Here is an 18,537-nt window from a genome sequence, read left to right on the forward strand (position 1 = left end):
TTCCTCCGGGCGCTTCCCTTCGGTCTTGCGTTTCCGACTCTATCAGATCTTTCCGATCCGATTTCCTCGGTGCTTTCCAGGTTCCCGCTTTCGCGTTTCCCTTTCCGGCGGGACCGACTTTATCAGAGATTCTGAGCCGGTTTTCCCATCCCTCCCGGGACTGGTTCCGGCGCGTGAAGCGTCCGGGTGCCCGATCGGGGGAGCTGTAAACGTACTGGAGCGGGGCGCCCCGATGCAAATCGAGGCGCCCCGCTCCCTGTTCGCCCGTCCGTCGCGTCCGACGGACCGTCAGACCTCGACCACCACGGGCAGGATCATCGGCCGGCGCCGGTAGGTGTCGGACACCCACTTCCCCAGCGTGCGGCGGATGAGCTGCTGCATCTGATGGGGTTCGACGACACCGTCCTGGGCGGAACGCTCCAGGACCTCCGTGATCTTCGGGATCACCGCGCCGAACGCGGAGTCCTCGATCCCGGAGCCGCGGGCCTGGACGTGGGGGCCACCCGTGATCTTGCCGGTGGAGGAGTCCATGACGACGAAGACCGAGATGATGCCCTCGTCGCCGAGGATCTTGCGGTCCTTGAGGGCCGGCTCCCCGACGTCGCCGACGGACAGGCCGTCGACATAGACGTACCCCGCCTGGACCTTGCCGGAGATCTTGGCCTTGCCCTCGACGAGGTCGACGGCCACGCCGTCCTCGGCGATGACGATGCGGTCGTGCGGAACACCGGTCAGGGCGCCCAGCTCGGCGTTGGCACGCAGGTGGCGCCACTCGCCGTGCACCGGCATCAGGTTCTTCGGGCGGCAGATGTTGTAGAAGTACAGCAGCTCGCCGGCCGAGGCGTGGCCCGAGACGTGCACCTTGGCGTTGCCCTTGTGCACGACGTTGGCGCCCCAGCGGGTCAGACCGTTGATCACGCGGTAGACCGCGTTCTCGTTGCCCGGGATGAGGGACGACGCCAGGATCACCGTGTCGCCGTGGACGATGCGGATCTGGTGGTCGCGGTTGGCCATCCGGGACAGGGCGGCCATCGGCTCTCCCTGGGAGCCCGTGCAGACCAGCACGACCTCGCTGTCCGGCAGGTCGTCGAGGGTCTTGACGTCCACGACGAGACCGGGCGGCACCTTCAGGTAGCCGAGGTCACGGGCGATGCCCATGTTGCGGACCATGGAACGGCCGACGAAGGCGACCCGGCGGCCGTACTCGTGGGCGGCGTCCAGGATCTGCTGGATGCGGTGGACGTGGCTGGCGAAGCTGGCCACGATGATCCGCTTGCGGGCACCGGCGAAGACCTGGCGCAGCACGTTCGAGATGTCGCGCTCGGGCGGGACGAAGCCCGGGACCTCGGCGTTCGTCGAGTCGGAGAGCAGCAGGTCGATGCCCTCCTCGCTGAGCCGGGCGAACGCGTGCAGGTCCGTGAGGCGGTTGTCCAGCGGGAGCTGGTCCATCTTGAAGTCGCCGGTGTGGACCGCCATGCCGGCGGGAGTGCGGATGGCCACGGCCAGGGCGTCGGGGATCGAGTGGTTGACCGCGACGAACTCGCAGTCGAAGGGCCCGATGCGCTCACGCTGTCCCTCCGCCACCTGAAGGGTGTAAGGGCGGATGCGGTGCTCCTGGAGCTTCGCCTCGATGAGGGCGAGGGTGAGCTTGGAGCCGATCAGCGGGATGTCCGGCTTCTCGCGCAGGAGGAAGGGGACGCCGCCGATGTGGTCCTCGTGGCCGTGCGTCAGGACGATGCCCTCGATGTCGTCGAGGCGGTCCCGGATGGACGAGAAGTCCGGCAGGATCAGGTCGATCCCGGGCTGCTCCTCCTCGGGGAAGAGCACACCGCAGTCGACGATCAGCAGGCGGCCCCCGTACTCGAAGACCGTCATGTTGCGGCCGATCTCGCCGAGACCGCCGAGCGGGGTGACGCGCAGGCCGCCCTCGGGGAGGGGCGGCGGCGCGCCGAGTTCAGGATGCGGATGACTCAAAAGACTCTCCTCAAACACGCGCGCCACGTACCGGTGGGCACGTGGCGCGCGTGACGTTCGTGCAGAAGCAGTTGTCGTTGTGGGGTGCGGGCACCGGTGTCCCGCTTCTTCAGTTGTGAAGTACGTCTGCGCGAGCCGGCGCGCGAAGTCTGATTAGTGGAGTTGTACCCCACCGGCAGCAAGATCGATCTTGAGCTGCTCGACCTCTTCCGGTGTGCACTCGGCCATGGGGGCGCGCAGCGGGCCGGCGGGCAGGCCCTTGAGGGCGAGGGCCGCCTTGGTGGTCATCACGCCCTGGGTGCGGAACACCCCCGTGTAGACCGGCAGCAGCCTCTGGTGGATCTCGGTGGCCTTCTGGACGTCTCCCGAGGTGTACGCCTCGACCAGGGCGCGCAGCTCGGGGGTGACGAGGTGGCCGACGACCGAGACGAAGCCGACCGCTCCGATGGAGAGCAGGGGCAGGTTGAGCATGTCGTCGCCGGAGTACCAGGCGAGGCCGGAGCGGGCGATGGCCCAGCCGGCGCGGCCGAGGTCGCCCTTGGCGTCCTTGTTGGCGACGATGCGCGGGTGCTCGGCGAGGCGGACGATCGTCTCGGTGCTGATCGGAACGCCGCTGCGGCCGGGGATGTCGTAGAGCATGACCGGCAGCCCGGCGGCGTCGGCGACGGCCGTGAAGTGCCGGTAGAGGCCCTCCTGCGGGGGCTTGTTGTAGTACGGGGTGACGACCAGGAGCCCATGGGCGCCGTCACGCTCCGCGGCGCGCGCCAGTTCCGTGCTGTGGTGGGTGTCGTTGGTGCCGACCCCGGCCACGACATGGGCGCGGTCGCCGACGGCCTCCACGACCGCCCGTACGAGGTCCGATTTCTCCGCGTCGCTGGTGGTGGGGGACTCGCCGGTGGTGCCGTTGATGATCAGGCCGTCGTTGCCTGCGTCCACCAGGTGGGCGGCGAGCCGCTGAGCGCCGTCGAGGTCGAGTGCGCCGTCCGCCGTGAAAGGCGTGACCATGGCGGTGAGGACCCGCCCGAAGGGGGTCTGCGGAGTGGAGGTCGGAGCCATGGGTTACACGCTACTCGTTGCTCAGGTCGGGGTCTTCCCTCGGGGGAGGAGACAAGGTGGGACAAAGGGGGAGCCCGGCACTGCCTGCTCGGGGGTTCAGGCAGTGCCGGGCCCGTTTGATCAGGCTAGATGAAGTTCATGAAATGCCGCAATACGGACACTTCGTGCGGCTGATCCGTACATGTGTACTCGCCGGCAGGAGCCGGGCGCGTCACGGGGCGATACGGCCGTTGGCGTTGAAGGCGGCGTACGTGAGCGGCATGAGCCGGGCCCACTCCGCCTCCATCCTCTCGCCGACCATCTCGATCTCCCGCTGCGGGAAGGACGGGACCTTCGCCTGCTCGTGCTGGGTGCGCAGCCCGAGGAAGTGCATCAGCGAGCGGGCGTTGCAGGTGGCGTACATCGAGGAGTACAGGCCCACGGGCAGCGCCGCACGGGCGACCTCGCGGGCGACCCCCTCGGCGAGCAGCTTCTGGTAGGCCTCGTACGCCTGGCGGTAGGAGTCGCCCAGCACGTCCTGGACGGCCGAGTGCTGGGCCGGGGTGCCCTCGACGAAGACGTACTTGCCCGGGCGGCCCTCCTGGACGAGCTTGCGGGAGGCGTCGGGGACGTAGAAGACCGGCTGGAGCTCGCGGTAGCGCCCGGACTCCTCGTTGTAGGACCAGCCGACCCGGTGCCGCATGAACTCGCGGAACACGAAGATCGGCGCGCTGACCAGGAAGGTCATCGAGTTGTGCTCGAAGGGGCTGCCGTGCCGGTCCCGCATCAGGTAGTTGATCAGGCCCTTGGAACGCTCCGGGTCCTTCTGCAGCTCGCCGATGGACTGCTCCCCCAGCGTCGAGACGCGGGCGGCGAACAGGACGTCGGAGTCGGAGGCGCTGGACTTCACCAGCTCGACGGTGACGTCGCTCCGCAAGGTGACGTCGGTGCGCGGTGACGGCTGGGGGTCGTCGGCGGAGGTCAAGGGGGTCCTTCCCGTCGCGGCTGCTGTGCGGCGCCCACTCTACGGGGCCCCCGGAACCGTGCGGGAAGTGCCCTGCCGTGACGGAGTATGCGTGCGTGGGCACCTTTTGGGGCATCCGCTCGTCTGTATCGGTGACAGTGATCCGTTCGATCCCGAAGGGAGACGCATCCCGATGTTCGGTCGGCGCGAACCCGTACCGTTCGCCTTCGTCGCCGAGGCGGACAGGTTCCGCAGCAACGTCGCCCCGCCGCCCCGTGAGCGGGCCTCCGCCGGACAGCTGGCCGGGCGCTGGCTGCTCGGGCTGACCCTGGTCGCCGGCCTGGTGGGGTCGCTGGTCCTGGGCACGCCCGCGATGTCCACCGCCCCGTCGGGGACGGAGACCGGGCAGTCGCAGGCCACCGACGGCCGCTGAGCCGTCCTGTCCCGACGCACCGGCGCCGTCCGGACCCCCGAGGGTGGTGACGGGTGACACAGATCGGTAGCCTCACCGGGCACTGCCCACGCATGGATCGAGTGAGGACCAGCCGTGCCCCTGCCCTTCCTGACGGCCGACCGCGCCTTCGACACGGCGGACGACGTCGCCCTGCCGTACGACGACCGGGACCGCTGGCGGCGCCCGTACCGTCCCGGGCCCTGGCGGGTGGGGGCGGCGGCGCTCCTGCTGCTGCTCGCCTCGTTCGTGCTGTTCGCCGGGGTGATCATCGCGGCGACGGCGTCGGTGTCGTCCGCCGGGACGGTGTTCGCCATCGCGCTGGCCGGGGTCGCCTGCGCGCTGCGCCTGCTGCGCATGGGCGTCTGGGTCAGCGCCCGGGGGCTGCGTCACGTGGCCTTCGTCAGCACCCGCACGACGGCCTGGGACCAGGTCGCCGCCGTGCGTACCGTGCAGCAGCCGGTGCGCTGGCTGGGACTGCCGCGGACGGTGCAGGGGCAGGCGCTGGTGCTCGACCGGCAGGGGCGTCCGGCGGACTCGCCGCCGCTGCTGACCTCGCACAACGCGGACTTCCTGGGGCGCGACCAGCTGGCCTTCGACCGGGCGGCCGACACCCTGGAGGCCTGGGCGGCCGAGTACGGGCGCGCCTGAGCCGCCCGCTGCCCCGCGTGCTCAGGCCGAGGTCTTGTGCAGGGTGATCGCCCGCTGCATGGCCTTGCGGGCGCGCGGGGTGTCCCGGGCGTCGTGGTAGGCGACGGCGAGCCGGAACCAGGTGCGCCAGTCGTCGGGGGCGTCCTCCGTCTCGGCCCTGCGCCGGGCGAAGACCTCGTCCGCCGAGTCCCGGTCGATCCGGCCGCTGGGCAGGCGCTTCAGCTCGTCGACGGGCAGGCCGCCCTCCGCGTCGAGCAGGGCCGCGAGCCGGTTGGCGTCGCGGACGAACTCGGTGTTCTTCCACAGGAACCAGACACCGATGACCGGCAGGATCAGCACTGCCGCGCCGAAGGTGACGGTGAGCGGCGTGCCGGCCTCGATGAGCAGCACACCCCGGCTGCCGACCAGGACGAAGTAGACGACCAGGACGGCGGCCGTGACGGCGTAGGAGATCTTGGCGCGCATGGGTCTGCCGGTGCTCAGTTCAGGTCGAGGAAGTGTTCCAGGCCGAAGGTGAGGCCCGGGGTGGTCACCACGCGGCGGACGCCGAGCAGGATGCCCGGCATGAAGCTGCTGTGGTGCAGGGAGTCGTGGCGGACGGTGAGGGTCTCGCCCTCGCCGCCGAGGAGGACCTCCTGGTGGGCGAGGAGCCCGCGCAGTCGGACCGCGTGCACCGGGACCCCGTCGACGTCGGCGCCGCGGGCGCCGTCGAGGGCGGTGGCCGTGGCGTCGGGGGCGGGCGGGCTGCCGGCCCGGCGGCGGGCCTCGGCGATGAGCTGGGCGGTGCGCGTGGCGGTGCCGGAGGGGGCGTCGACCTTGTTCGGGTGGTGCAGCTCGACGACCTCGACCGATTCGAAGTACGGGGCGGCGATCTGCGCGAACCTCATGGTGAGGACGGCGCCGATGGAGAAGTTCGGCGCGATGAGCACGCCCGTCTCCGGGGACTGGTCCAGCAGGCCCCGGAGCTGCGCGAGGCGGTCGTCGGTCCAGCCGGTCGTGCCGACGACCGCGTGGATGCCGTGACGCACGCAGAAGTCGAGGTTGCCCATGACCGAGGCGGGAGTGGTCAGCTCGACGGCGACCTGGGCGCCCCGCTCGGCGAGGGTCTCCAGCTTGTCGTCCCGGCCGAGGGCGGCCACCAGCTCCATGTCGTCGGCGGCCTCGACGGCCCGGACCGCCTCGGAACCGATCCGGCCCTTGGCGCCGAGGACCGCCACGCGCAGCTTGCTCATCTTCGTTGCTTCCTTACGGGAGGGGTCAGGCGACGGCGTCGTGCAGGCGGGACGCCTGCTTGTCCTTGAGCGGGCCGATGACCGACAGGGACGGCCGCCGCCCCAGGACGTCACGGGCGACCGCGCGGACGTCGTCCGGGGTCACCGAGGCTATCCGGGCCAGCATGTCGTCGACCGACATCTGCTCGCCCCAGCACAGCTCGCTCTTGCCGATACGGTTCATCAGCGCACCGGTGTCCTCGAGGCCGAGGACGGTGGAGCCCCTCAGCTGGCCGATGGCGCGCTCGATCTCCTCGTCGGGCAGTCCGTGCTCGGCGACGTGGTCGAGTTCGTCGCGGCAGATCTTCAGCACGTCGTGCACCTGGGAGGGCCTGCAGCCCGCGTACACGCCGAACAGGCCGCAGTCGGCGAAGCCGGAGGTGTACGAGTACACGCTGTAGGCGAGGCCGCGCTTCTCCCTGACCTCCTGGAACAGCCGGGAGGACATGCCGCCGCCGAGGGCGGTGTTCAGCACGCCGAGGGCCCAGCGCCGTTCGTCGGTGCGGGCGAGGCCCGGCATGCCGAGGACGACGTGCGCCTGCTCGGTCCTGCGGCCGACGTGCTCGACCCGGCCCGCGGTGCGCAGCGTGCGCAGGCCGCCGCGCGGGGCGACCGGCACGGCGCCGGGGTCCTTGAGGGCTCCGGCCTTCTCGAAGGCGGTACGGACCTGGCGGACGACCTTGCTGTGGTCGACGTTGCCGGCGCAGGCGACCACGAGGTGGGTCGGGTCGTAGTGCTTCTTGTAGAAGCGGCGGATGCGGTCGGCGGTGAGGGCGTTGACCGTGTCGACCGTGCCGAGGACCGGGCGGCCGAGGGGGTTGTCGCCGAACATGGTGTGCGCGAACAGGTCGTGCACGCAGTCGCCGGGGTCGTCCTCGGTCATGGCGATCTCTTCGAGGATGGCGCCGCGCTCGACGTCGACGTCCTCCTCCCGGATCACCGAGCCGGTGAGCATGTCGCACACCACGTCGATGGCGAGCGGCAGGTCGGTGTCGAGGACACGCGCGTAGTAGCACGTGTACTCCTTGGCCGTGAACGCGTTCATCTCGCCGCCGACGGCGTCGAGCGCGGCGGAGATGTCCAGGGCGGACCGGCGGGACGTGCCCTTGAAGAGCAGGTGCTCCAGGTAGTGCGTGGCGCCGTTGAGCGCCGGGGTCTCGTCGCGGGAGCCGACGTGCGCCCAGATGCCGAAGGTCGCCGAGCGGACCGAGGGCAGGGTCTCGGTGACGATGCGCAGGCCGCCGGGGAGGGTGGTCCTGCGGACCGTACCGATGCCGTTCTCGCCCTTGATGAGGGTTTGGGTACGGGCGACGGCCCGCGCCTCCGAGGAGGAGCGGGCCGTCGCCTTGGCGCTACGAGACGTCACTTGTCGGTGTCGTCCTTCGTGTCGGTGTCGCCCTCTTCGCCCTCGATCACGGGGATCAGGGAGAGCTTGCCGCGGGAGTCGATCTCGGCGATCTCGACCTGGACCTTCTGGCCCACGCCGAGGACGTCCTCGACGTTCTCCACGCGCTTGCCGCCGGCCAGCTTGCGGATCTGCGAGATGTGCAGCAGGCCGTCCTTGCCGGGCAGCAGGGAGACGAACGCGCCGAACGTGGTCGTCTTGACGACCGTGCCCAGGTAGCGCTCGCCGACCTCGGGCATCGTCGGGTTGGCGATGCCGTTGATCGTGGTGCGGGCGGCCTCGGCGGAGGGGCCGTCGGCGGCACCGATGTAGATGGTGCCGTCGTCCTCGATCGTGATCTCGGCGCCGGTGTCCTCCTGGATCTGGTTGATCATCTTGCCCTTGGGGCCGATGACCTCGCCGATCTTGTCGACCGGGATCTTCACGGTGATGATCCGCGGCGCGTTGGGGGACATCTCGTCCGGCGTGTCGATCGCTTCCATCATCACGTCGAGGATGTGGAGGCGGGCGTCACGGGCCTGCTTGAGGGCGGCGGCCAGGACGGAGGCGGGGATGCCGTCCAGCTTGGTGTCGAGCTGGAGGGCGGTCACGAACTCCTTGGTGCCGGCGACCTTGAAGTCCATGTCGCCGAAGGCGTCCTCCGCACCGAGGATGTCGGTGAGGGTGACGTAGTGCGTCTCGCCCTCGATCTCCTGGGAGATCAGGCCCATGGCGATACCGGCGACGGGGGCCTTGAGCGGCACACCGGCGTTCAGCAGCGACATGGTGGAGGCGCACACGGAGCCCATGGACGTCGAGCCGTTGGAGCTGAGGGCCTCGGACACCTGGCGGATCGCGTAGGGGAACTCCTCGCGCGTCGGCAGGACCGGCACCAGGGCGCGCTCGGCGAGGGCGCCGTGGCCGATCTCGCGGCGCTTCGGGGAGCCGACGCGGCCGGTCTCACCGGTGGAGTACGGCGGGAAGTTGTAGTTGTGCATGTAGCGCTTGCGGGTCACCGGGGAGAGGGTGTCCAGCTGCTGCTCCATGCGGAGCATGTTGAGGGTGGTGACGCCCAGGATCTGGGTCTCGCCACGCTCGAACAGCGCCGAGCCGTGCACGCGCGGGATGGCCTCGACCTCGGCGGCCAGGGTGCGGATGTCGGTGACACCGCGGCCGTCGATGCGCTTCTTCTCCTTGATGACGCGCTCACGGACCAGGGACTTGGTCAGCGAGCGGTACGCGGCGGAGATCTCCTTCTCGCGGCCCTCGAACTCCGGCAGGAGCTTCTCGGCGGCGAGCGCCTTGACGCGGTCCAGCTCGGCCTCGCGCTCCTGCTTGCCGGCGATGGTGAGCGCCTGGGCCAGCTCGGGCTTGACGGCGCCGGTCAGCGCCTCGAGGACGTCGTCCTGGTAGTCCAGGAAGACCGGGAACTCGCCGGTCGGCTTGGCGGCCTTGGCGGCGAGGTCGGCCTGCGCCCGGCAGAGCACCTTGATGAAGGGCTTCGCGGCGTCCAGACCGGCGGCGACGACCTCCTCGGTCGGCGCCTCGGCGCCGCCCTCGACCAGCTTGATGGTCTTCTCGGTGGCCTCGGCCTCGACCATCATGATCGCGACGTCGCCGTCCTCCAGGGTGCGGCCCGCGACGACCATGTCGAAGACGGCGTCCTCGAGCTCGGTGTGCGTCGGGAAGGCCACCCACTGGCCGCGGATCAGCGCGACGCGGACGCCGCCGATCGGGCCGGAGAAGGGCAGGCCGGCCAGCTGCGTGGACGCGGAGGCGGCGTTGATCGCCACGACGTCGTACAGGTGGTCGGGGTTGAGCGCCATGATCGTGGCGACGACCTGGATCTCGTTGCGCAGGCCCTTCTTGAAGGACGGGCGCAGCGGGCGGTCGATGAGGCGGCAGGTGAGGATGGCGTCCTCGGACGGCCGGCCCTCACGGCGGAAGAAGGAGCCGGGGATCCGGCCCGCCGCGTACATCCGCTCCTCGACGTCCACCGTCAGGGGGAAGAAGTCGAGCTGGTCCTTGGGGTTCTTGGAGGCGGTGGTGGCCGACAGCACCATGGTGTCGTCGTCCAGGTAGGCCACGGCGGAACCGGCGGCCTGGCGGGCCAGACGGCCCGTCTCGAAGCGGATGGTGCGGGTGCCGAAGGAGCCGTTGTCGATGACGGCCTCGGCGTAGTGGGTCTCGTTCTCCACTAGCGATTTCTCCGTTACTTGTCGTCTTTCGTCCCTGCCCGCCCGTGTGGCGGGGGGACGGTGGCGGAGAAGCGCTCCACTGGTGCGGGCCGGTCTTCGATCGAAGCACCCGGGGTTCACTCTCCCGGGGGCCACTACCGAGGACCGGCGGCGGCGAGGTGCGCTTCTCCTCGTACGTCGTGACGTCCGGTGACGTCGGTGGTGTGGTGCCCTTATGCCCGCATACCCATGCGGGGCGGGACATCACACCGTGTCGTGTCTCTTGCGTTGTGCTACCACACTACAAAGGGGCGGTGACAGTCCGCACGTACAGCAAAGGGAGCGGCCCCCTTGTCCCGGGAACCGCTCCCTTCACGGCGTCCTACTTGGCGCCCGCCGCACCGCGGCGGATGCCGAGGCGGTCGACCAGCGCACGGAAGCGCTGGATGTCCTTCTTGGCGAGGTACTGCAGCAGCCGGCGGCGCTGACCGACCAGGATCAGCAGACCACGACGGGAGTGGTGGTCGTGCTTGTGGGTCTTGAGGTGCTCCGTCAGGTCGGAGATCCGACGGGACAGCAGAGCGACCTGGACCTCGGGGGAGCCGGTGTCACCCTCCTTGGTACCGAACTCGGAGATGATCTGCTTCTTCACTGCGGCGTCGAGCGACACGCGTACTCCTCATAGTCTGTGAGTGGCCACCGAGTGCCCCCGGTCTGCTTCTCGGGGGGTCTTCCATGACTCGGAAGGCGGGGATCCGCTGGGCGCGGCCTCCAGGGCGACAGCTCGCTCCGGGGGTGCGTACACAAACGGCCGTCAGCCAGGGTACCAGGGCATCGGCTGCCCCCGGTCCGCGCGCTGCCCCCGCCGCGGGCGGGTCTCAGCCGGTCAGGGCCCGTACGGCGGTGAGGACGCCGAGTGCCGCCAGGCACAGCGGTACCAGGGTCAGCAGCACGGCCGACTCGGTGAGGTCGAGGAAGCGGCCCCAGAACGGGGTCAGCCCCGTGCGGGGCACGACCAGGCCGATGGCGGTGATCAGCGCGGCGCCGGCCGCGACGGCGGCCGTCAGCCAGACCGTCCGCAGGTCGAGCGCTCCCCGGTCGCCGTGCAGCACGAACTCGGCCAGGGCCTCGGACGGCGGGTCGAGCACCAGCCCCAGCAGCAGGGCGGCGACGGCGCCGAGGCCGGCGACCAGGGCGCAGACCACCTGTGAGGTGTAGCGGAACAGGCGGGCGCGGATCAGCATCGACAGGCCGGCGGCGAGTGCGAGCAGCTGACCCCAGACGTTGTCCGAGAAGCCGAGGACGGCGGCGGACGCGACGACGACGGCGGAGGTGCCGCCCACCAGACCCAGCAGCAGTTCGTGGCCGCGCCGGGCCTGCGCCGCGATGCGCTCGGCGTCGAGGGCCTCGGCGTCGGCCGCCTGGGAGGGGTCGGGGTCGAATTCGCCGGCGAGGGCGGAGCGGGGGGCGGCGTAACCGATCGGCAGCCGCGCGAAGCGGGCGGACAGGCCCGGCAGGAAGGCGACCAGGCCGATCGCGCAGGGCGCGCACACGGCGGCGGCGTCACTCGCCGAGGCCTCGGCGGCGATCACGGCGAAGGTGGCCAGGGTGCCCACGGCCGCGACGAAGGTGGCGGCCACGAACGGCGCGTCCGAGCCGGGAGCGAGCGCGAGCAGGGTCACCGACGCCACCAGCACGACGGCGCAGCCCAGCATGAACTGCAGCCGTCCCGGACCCTGTCCGTCCTGGGCCGCGACGATGCCCGACCCGGCGACCAGCAGGAGGGGCAGGGCGCCCAGGCCCAGGGCGACGGCGGAGGCCCGGTCGTCGTAGACCCGCGCGCGGACGCCGGCGAAGGCGGTGAGCAGGAGACCGAGTCCTCCGGCGACGACACCGGGCAGGCCGTGCATGTCGTGGCGCACGGGGTCGGCGGACCACAGCACGAACGCGAGCATCAGCAGGAGGACGGCGCCGCCGGTGAGTCCCGCGGCGCGCAGCAGGCCGTCGCTCCACAGGTGCCGGTCGCGGACGACCGCGGAGGCGACCGCGTCCGGCACGTCGTCGTGGACGGCGGGCGGCAGCGACTGGGCGAAGGGGCGCAGGCTGAGGACGTCCCCGTCGAGGATCCGTTCGTCGGCGAGAGTGCGGGCGGCGTCCAGGACCCTGCCGTCGCGCCGCACGAGGTGGTACCCGGTGGGCGTGCCGGCCTCCTGGGTCTGGCCGGTCAGCCTGAGGATCTCCGGGTGGACGTCGGCGACCGGTATGTCGACCGGCAGCGCCACGTCGATACGGCTGTCGGGTGCCACCACCGTCACTCGGCAGAACCCCGTCGCCGTGGTCGTACTCACCTTCACTGCCCCCCTGCTTCGCGGATGCGTACGCTGCGCCGGGCCACCCTACCGACTGGTGGTGCGGGTGGCGGCACGTAGGATCGCCCGCGTGCGGAGGACGACCGTCACCACGGGGGTGCGGTGTGCAACCGATCGCCCGCACAGGGGGATTGAGCTCCGGTGAGCCAGATCGTCATCAAGCGCCCTCCGCGCACCCTGCCGCCCGAAGTGCCCTCGGACGAGCTGCAGCTGGAGCATCCTCCCGAACTGCCGCGCGGGCAGCAGGAGGGCATGCTCATGCAGGTGCTGCCGACGCTCGGCATGGGCTCGTCGGTGGTGTTCTACTTCGCGTCCCCCAACGCCCATCCGTTCATGCGGATCATGGGCGTGGTGATGCTGGTGTCGACGGTCGCGATGGTCGTCGCCCAGATCATCCGTCACCGCCGCGGTACGCAGGGGCAAATGGCCGACGTACGCCGCGACTACCTCCGCTACCTGGCGCAGACCCGCCGCAGGGTCCGCGGGACGGCCCGCCGGCAGCGGGACGCGCAGCTGTACCTGCATCCCGCGCCCGAACAGCTGTGGGCGGTGGTCGCCGAGGGCAGCCGGGTGTGGGAACGGCGCGTGGGCGACGCCGACTTCGGCCAGGTCCGGCTCGGGCTGGGCCCGCAGCGGCTGGCCACGCCACTGTCCGCCCCGCAGACCGCCCCGGTCGACGAGCTGGAGCCGCTGTGCGCGGGCGCCATGCAGCGATTCCTCGCCGTGCACGGCCAGTTGGACGGTCTGCCGGTCGCCGTGTCGCTGCGCGCCTTCTACCACATGACGGTCTCCGGTGATCCGGACCGCGCCCGGGCCGCGGCCCGGGCGCTGGTGGCCCAGGCGGTCACGCTGCACTCCCCCGACGACCTGGTGCTCGCCGTCGTGACCGCGCCGGGCGCGGTGCACCGGTGGGACTGGACGAAGTGGCTGCCGCACTGCCAGGTGCCGGGATCCTTCGACGGGGCCGGCACCCGCCGCCTCTTCGGGGACGATTTGGGTGAGCTGGAGCAGCTGCTGGCGGACCGGCTGGACGGCCGGCCCCGTTTCAGCCGGGAGGGCAGGCCGCTGCTGGACCAGCCGCACATCCTGATCGTCCTCGACGGCGGCATGGTCCCCCCGATGTCCGCCTTCGCGGCCGCCGAGGGCCTTCAGGGGGTGACGATCGTCGAGGTCGTCCCCGGTGAGCTGGACCAGCCGCGCGGTGACCTGTCCGTCGTGGTCCGCCCGGAGCGGCTCTGGCTCGACTCGGGGGCCGGCATCGCCTACGAGGGTGAGCCCGACGGGCTGTCCCTGCCCGCCGCCGAGGCGCTCGCGCGGCAGCTGGCCCCGCTGCGCCTGGGCGGCGGGGACGACGACGAGCCCCTGCTCGCCAACCTGGACTTCACCGAGCTGCTCGGCCTGGGGGACGCCGCGACGGTGGACGTCGCGCGCACCTGGCGGCCGAGGTCCGTCCCGGAGCGGCTGCGGGTGCCGATCGGTGTGGGCGAGGACGGCCGGCCGGTGATGCTGGACCTCAAGGAGGCCGCGCAGGAAGGCATGGGCCCGCACGGGCTGTGCGTGGGCGCGACCGGTTCCGGCAAGTCCGAGCTGCTGCGCACGCTGGTGCTCGGGCTGGCTGTCACCCACTCCTCCGAGACGCTGAACTTCGTCCTGGCGGACTTCAAGGGCGGCGCCACCTTCGCGGGCATGTCGCGGATGCCGCACGTGGCCGCCGTGATCACCAACCTCGCCGACGACCTCACGCTCGTCGACCGCATGGGTGACGCCATCCGCGGAGAACTGCAGCGCCGCCAGGAGCTGCTGCGCGCCGCCGGCAACTACGCCAACATCCACGACTACGAGAAGGCGCGTGCCGCCGGTGCTCCGCTGGAGCCGCTGGCCTCGCTCGTGATCGTGATCGACGAGTTCAGCGAACTCCTCACCGCCAAGCCCGACTTCATCGACATGTTCATCCAAATCGGGCGCATCGGCCGTTCGCTGGGCGTGCATCTGCTGCTCGCCTCGCAGCGGCTGGAGGAGGGGCGGCTGCGCGGGCTGGACACGTACCTGTCGTACCGGATCGGTCTGCGCACCTTCTCGGCCGCCGAGTCCCGGACCGCGATCGGCGTGCCCGACGCCTACCACCTGCCGTCCGTCCCCGGCTCGGGGTACCTGAAGAGCGGTACGGACGAGATGGTGCGGTTCAAGGCGGCGTACGTGTCGGGGACGTACCGCGCGGGCGGCCCGGACACCGGCCGCGGGGACCGGCTGCCCGTGGAGCGCCGGCCCGCGCTGTTCACCGCCGCCCCGGTGCCGGTGACGTACGCGACGCCGGACCCGGACCGGACCCCAGCCCCCGGCCGGCGGCAGGAGGACGACGCGCTGGCCGACTCCGTCCTGGACGTGGTGGTGCGGCGGCTGGAGGGGCAGGGCGTGCCCGCACACCAGGTGTGGCTGCCGCCGCTGGACCGGGCACCGTCGCTGGACGAGCTGCTGCCCGCCCTCACCGTCTCCCCGGAGCGGGGCGTCCACCCGGCGGACCATCCGGTGCCGGGCGGCCTGACGGTCCCGCTCGGACTGATCGACAAGCCGTTCGAGCAGAAGCGGGAGATCCTCTACCAGGACTTCTCCGCCGCGGCCGGCCACATGCTGGTGGTCGGCGGCCCGCAGTCGGGCAAGTCGACGCTGCTGCGCACCCTGATCACCTCCTTCGCCCTCACCCACACACCGCACGACGTGCAGTTCTACGCACTGGACTTCGGTGGCGGCGGCCTGTCCGCGGTGGCCGGCCTGCCGCACGTGGGCGGGGTCGCCTCCCGCCTCGACCCCGAGCGGGTGCGGCGCACGGTCGCCGAGGTGGCCGGCATCCTCAACCGCCGCGAGCAGTTCTTCCGCGCGCACGGCATCGACTCGGTCGCCACCTACCGCCGGCGCCGCGCGGCGAGTGAACTGCCCGGCGAGCAGTGGGGGGACGTCTTCCTCGTCATCGACGGCTGGGGCAACTTCCGCAACGACTACGAGGGCCTCGAAGGCGTCGTCAACGACATCGCCGCCCGGGGTCTGGGCCACGGCGTCCACGTCGTCCTCGCCGCCTCGCGGTACATGGAGGTGCGGGCGGTCCTCAAGGACCAGATCCTGGGCCGGCTGGAGCTGCGCCTCGGTGACGCCATGGACTCCGAGTTCGACCGCAAGGTCGCCATGAACGTGCCGGCCGGGGTGCCCGGCCGCGGCCAGGTCCCCGCCAAGCTGCACTTCATGACGGCGATGCCGCGAATCGACGCCTCGTCCGCCCCGGACAGCCTCGCCGACGCCACGGCCCGGCTGGTCCGGACGGTCAAGGACGGCTGGCAGGGACCGCCGGCCCCGACCGTGCGGCTGCTCCCCCGCAAGCTGCCCGCCGACCAGCTGCCCAAGGGCTTCGAGTTCCCGCAGCACGGCATCGCGATCGGCATCGACGAGGCCGGCCTGGAGCCGGTGTTCGTCGACTTCGACACCGACCCCTTCTTCCTCGTCTTCGGAGAGAGCGAGTCCGGCAAGACCAACCTGCTGCGCCTGATCGCCAAGCAGATCTCCGAGCGCTACACCCCGGCCGAGGCCCGCATCGTGGTCGGCGACTACCGGCGCACCATGCTGGAGGCGGTACCGGAGAGCCACCTGCTGGAGTACGCGCCCATGGCGTCCGCGATGCAGGTGCACATGGACGCCGTACGGCAGTTCATGGAGAAGCGGGCGCCCAAGCCGGACATCACACCGCAGCAGTTGCGCGACCGCAGCTGGTGGAGCGGCCCGCAGCTGTTCGTCCTGGTCGACGACCACGAACTGGTCGCGGCCAACTCCGGCAACCCGCTTGCCCAGTTGGTGGAACACCTGCCGTTCGCGCGGGACGTCGGAGTCAAGTTCGTCATCGCGCGCAGCTCCGCCGGCGCGTCCCGCGCGATGTTCGAGTCGTTCATGCAGCGCCTGAAGGAACTGGGCGCCCAGGGCGTCGTCCTCTCGGGTGACCCCGGTGAGGGTGACATCCTCGGCAACGTGCGGGCCCGCCCCATGCCGCCGGGACGTGGCGTGTTCGTCTCCCGCAAGCGCGGGACGCCGCTGATTCAGGTGGGCTTGCTTCCGCAACGGCATTAGGGTGATCGACTGGGCGCCCGGAACGGGGCGTTCGGGAAGTAACGGGGAGGCAGTAGACGTGAGTTCGAACGGGGGCGGCGCAGGCACGGGGGGTCCGCCGGACACGGGCACGTCGTTCGACACGCTGGCCCATGTGAACCCCGCCATGGCGCTCGACATCCAGCACAGCGCCATGGCGGGCTTCAAGAAGCGCGTCGACGACCTGCTGCGGGAACTAGACGAGTCCGAGGCCGCGCCGGCGAAGGTCGGCCAGGACCGCCTCGAGCGCGCGCAGCTGGGCGCCGCGGAGTTCAAGGAGGCACAGTTCCTCTACGACTCGTACGCCATCGTCCACGACGAGCTGGAGAAGCTCTCCAAGGCCCTGGGCGCGCAGATCGAGGGCATGGGCCTCGCGGTGCAGGCGTCCCGGGTGGGCTACGAGAACCTGGACGCGGACATCCGGGCGCGGATGAGGGCGGTCAACGCGGAGGCGGAGAAGTACTACGTCGTGGAGCGGGATCCGTACGCGAACCGGCCGGCCGCTGAAGCCGACGCGGCGGGTACCACCTCCGCAGAGGGGGACTACTGATGGCCGAGCAGCCTGGCCGCGCGGCACCACAGCAGGGCCGCACGGACTTCGAGTCCATGACCCACGAGCAGCTGGCCGCGCTGCTCGACTCCGCCGGCTCGGAAGGCGCGTCCCACCTCGCCACGAAGCTGTCCAAGGCCTCGTCGACGATCACCAAGATCGGCGACGACCTCATGACGTACGTCAAGGGGCTCGAGTGGCAAGGCGAAGGTGGTGACGCCTTCCGCGACTGGGGAGGGCAGAGCGCCGCCGCGACGCTGCGGCTGGGTCAGTACGCCGAAGTGGCGTCCCGCTGGATGGCGACGGTGGCCCAGGCGGTCGCCGAGGCCAAGGCGGCGATGCCGGCCACGTCCGAGACCACCCGGGCCAAGGCTGACCTCGCCGACGCGCAGCAGACCATCGCAGCGACGCGGGAACCGGGCGCCCGGAACGACCCCGACGCCCGCAGGCTGGCGCAGACGGCCCAGTCCGACGCGACGGCGGCGCAGCAGCGCATGGAGGCGGCGCGTGCGGAGGCGATCCAGCAACTGCGGAAGCTGGCACAGACGTACGAGTACTCGGCTCACCAGGTGAACAGCGTGCCGCCGCCCACGTTCTCGCCGCCGGCTGAGCACTTGGAGGCGAGCGAATGGCGGAGGCCCGAGCAGCAGGCCATAAGCACGTACGGAGGTTCCTCGGCTGCGAGTGCCTACGTTGCCGGCTCCTCCGCTTCCGAGGGACGCACTGGAGCTCCCGCCGCGGGACCATCGAACAACGATGCGGCTTCGACCGGGGACACGCTGGATGCGGGTAAAGGAACGGCACCGTCACGCCCCGTCGCCATGGAGATCGACGGCCTGACTGCGTTGCCGGACAGCCCGACCGCCGCACCAAGCACTGCGGGCGCACCGCAAGCCAGCACTGGTACGCGTCCCGACATCGGGTACAGCCCTCCATCGGTGCCCGTCCCGCCCGCGGTCCCCGGTCGCAGTGGATTGCCCGGTTCGCCCGGTCCCCGGCAGATCACGGCGACTGCTCGGCCTCCTCTCCAGCCGGGTCCGGCGACACCCGTCGGCAGCCGGGTGCGGGGTCCCGGAGAAACCGGGATCGTCGGAGGGCGCCCGGTGCTCCCTGGCGCCGGAAGGCCGTCCACCGGCCTACCGCGGGGGACTGTGATCGGTAGCGACCTCGGTCACGGGCGCACCCAGCAGAGTCACACGCCCATCGGGCGTGCCCTGTCTCCTGGAATGTCACCGGGTGCGGGTGCAATGGCCGGACAGGTCGGTACGGGTGGAGCCCGTCGTCTCTCATCGGAGTCAGGGGGGATGATCGGCAGTCGGCCGGTCCAGACAGGTCGCTCCGGTACACGGGCCTTTACCCCTGGAGGCACCGGCCTGGTACGCCAGCAGAACACCGGCGATTCATCGCACGGCGCAGCGGCTGCGCGCACAGCAACCGGCTCGCGCCCGGCTGCCCAACCCTCCGCAGAGGGTGACAGCCGGCAGGACCAACGGAAGCGTCCCGATTACCTCTCGGAAGAGGCGGAGACCTGGGAGCGCAGAGACCGTCGCGCAGTCCCGCCTGTCGTTGACTGAGCCCGTCAAGAG

Annotated in this window: 14 protein-coding genes; 5 read left to right on the forward strand and 9 right to left on the reverse strand. The window is 71.1% G+C overall.

Annotated features, from left to right (window positions below; all coding sequences use genetic code 11):
• Positions 1-288: 288 nt before the first annotated feature.
• From IE118_RS20465 to thyX, 3 genes are all read right to left on the reverse strand, one after another.
• On the reverse strand, positions 289-1,974 hold the full coding sequence (locus IE118_RS20465; RefSeq protein WP_189559433.1) for a ribonuclease J: 1,686 nt from the start codon (positions 1,972-1,974) through the stop codon (positions 289-291).
• A 153-nt stretch (positions 1,975-2,127) separates the two neighbouring features.
• The gene (gene dapA, locus IE118_RS20470; RefSeq protein WP_189559434.1) at positions 2,128-3,030 is read right to left on the reverse strand and encodes a 4-hydroxy-tetrahydrodipicolinate synthase; all 903 of its coding nucleotides are present in this window, start codon (positions 3,028-3,030) and stop codon (positions 2,128-2,130) included.
• A gap of 211 nt (positions 3,031-3,241) precedes the next feature.
• Positions 3,242-3,994: an FAD-dependent thymidylate synthase gene (gene thyX, locus IE118_RS20475; protein ID WP_229846878.1), complete on the reverse strand. Its 753-nt coding sequence runs from the start codon at positions 3,992-3,994 to the stop codon at positions 3,242-3,244.
• A 172-nt stretch (positions 3,995-4,166) separates the two neighbouring features.
• Between thyX and IE118_RS20480 the strand changes: the two genes are divergently transcribed.
• Entirely contained in the window at positions 4,167-4,406 is a 240-nt protein-coding gene (locus IE118_RS20480) for a hypothetical protein (RefSeq protein WP_189559435.1), read from the forward strand.
• A 114-nt stretch (positions 4,407-4,520) separates the two neighbouring features.
• Positions 4,521-5,075 carry an SCO5741 family PH domain-containing membrane protein gene (locus IE118_RS20485; protein ID WP_189559436.1) on the forward strand — a complete coding sequence of 185 codons (555 nt, stop codon included), beginning with the start codon at positions 4,521-4,523 and terminating at the stop codon, positions 5,073-5,075.
• Positions 5,076-5,096: 21 nt separating this feature from the next.
• Here the strand turns inward: IE118_RS20485 and IE118_RS20490 are convergent, their stop codons facing one another.
• The 6 genes from IE118_RS20490 to eccD form a co-directional block, all read right to left on the reverse strand.
• Positions 5,097-5,540, reverse strand: a complete 444-nt coding sequence (locus tag IE118_RS20490; protein ID WP_189559437.1) for a tetratricopeptide repeat protein — start codon at positions 5,538-5,540, stop codon at positions 5,097-5,099.
• 14 nt (positions 5,541-5,554) lie between these two features.
• On the reverse strand, positions 5,555-6,307 hold the full coding sequence (gene dapB / locus IE118_RS20495; protein ID WP_189559438.1) for a 4-hydroxy-tetrahydrodipicolinate reductase: 753 nt from the start codon (positions 6,305-6,307) through the stop codon (positions 5,555-5,557).
• A 25-nt stretch (positions 6,308-6,332) separates the two neighbouring features.
• On the reverse strand, positions 6,333-7,712 hold the full coding sequence (locus IE118_RS20500) for a M16 family metallopeptidase (RefSeq protein WP_189559439.1): 1,380 nt from the start codon (positions 7,710-7,712) through the stop codon (positions 6,333-6,335).
• Entirely contained in the window at positions 7,709-9,928 is a 2,220-nt protein-coding gene (locus IE118_RS20505; protein ID WP_189559440.1) for a polyribonucleotide nucleotidyltransferase, read from the reverse strand. Before IE118_RS20505 ends, IE118_RS20500 begins: the two co-directional genes overlap by 4 nt.
• 361 nt (positions 9,929-10,289) lie before the next feature.
• Positions 10,290-10,577, reverse strand: a complete 288-nt coding sequence (gene rpsO, locus IE118_RS20510) for a 30S ribosomal protein S15 (RefSeq protein WP_004924725.1) — start codon at positions 10,575-10,577, stop codon at positions 10,290-10,292.
• A 208-nt stretch (positions 10,578-10,785) separates the two neighbouring features.
• Complete coding sequence (gene eccD / locus IE118_RS20515) at positions 10,786-12,255, reverse strand: type VII secretion integral membrane protein EccD (protein WP_189559441.1); 1,470 nt, start codon at positions 12,253-12,255, stop codon at positions 10,786-10,788.
• Positions 12,256-12,417: 162 nt separating this feature from the next.
• On the opposite strand from eccD, the gene eccCa reads away from it, so the two are divergent.
• The 3 genes from eccCa to IE118_RS20530 are packed head-to-tail and all read left to right on the forward strand — an operon-like array spanning position 12,418 to position 18,525.
• Entirely contained in the window at positions 12,418-16,383 is a 3,966-nt protein-coding gene (gene eccCa, locus IE118_RS20520; protein ID WP_189559442.1) for a type VII secretion protein EccCa, read from the forward strand.
• Between the two features lie 58 nt (positions 16,384-16,441).
• Positions 16,442-16,951 carry a DUF2563 family protein gene (locus tag IE118_RS20525; RefSeq protein ID WP_189559443.1) on the forward strand — a complete coding sequence of 170 codons (510 nt, stop codon included), beginning with the start codon at positions 16,442-16,444 and terminating at the stop codon, positions 16,949-16,951.
• Entirely contained in the window at positions 16,951-18,525 is a 1,575-nt protein-coding gene (locus IE118_RS20530) for a hypothetical protein (protein WP_189559444.1), read from the forward strand. Before IE118_RS20525 ends, IE118_RS20530 begins: the two co-directional genes overlap by 1 nt.
• Positions 18,526-18,537: the final 12 nt, after the last annotated feature.

The organism is Streptomyces pilosus (assembly GCF_014649835.1).
GTDB classification, from domain to species: Bacteria; Actinomycetota; Actinomycetes; order Streptomycetales; family Streptomycetaceae; genus Streptomyces; species Streptomyces pilosus.

Coding starts and splice junctions, on each gene's coding strand:
- dapA (WP_189559434.1), bottom strand. CDS start 3,030: ATGGCTCCGACCTCCACTCCGCAGACCCCCTTCGGGCGGGTCCTCACC.
- IE118_RS20480 (WP_189559435.1), top strand. CDS start 4,167: ATGTTCGGTCGGCGCGAACCCGTACCGTTCGCCTTCGTCGCCGAGGCG.
- IE118_RS20490 (WP_189559437.1), bottom strand. CDS start 5,540: ATGCGCGCCAAGATCTCCTACGCCGTCACGGCCGCCGTCCTGGTCGTC.
- dapB (WP_189559438.1), bottom strand. CDS start 6,307: ATGAGCAAGCTGCGCGTGGCGGTCCTCGGCGCCAAGGGCCGGATCGGT.
- IE118_RS20530 (WP_189559444.1), top strand. CDS start 16,951: ATGGCCGAGCAGCCTGGCCGCGCGGCACCACAGCAGGGCCGCACGGAC.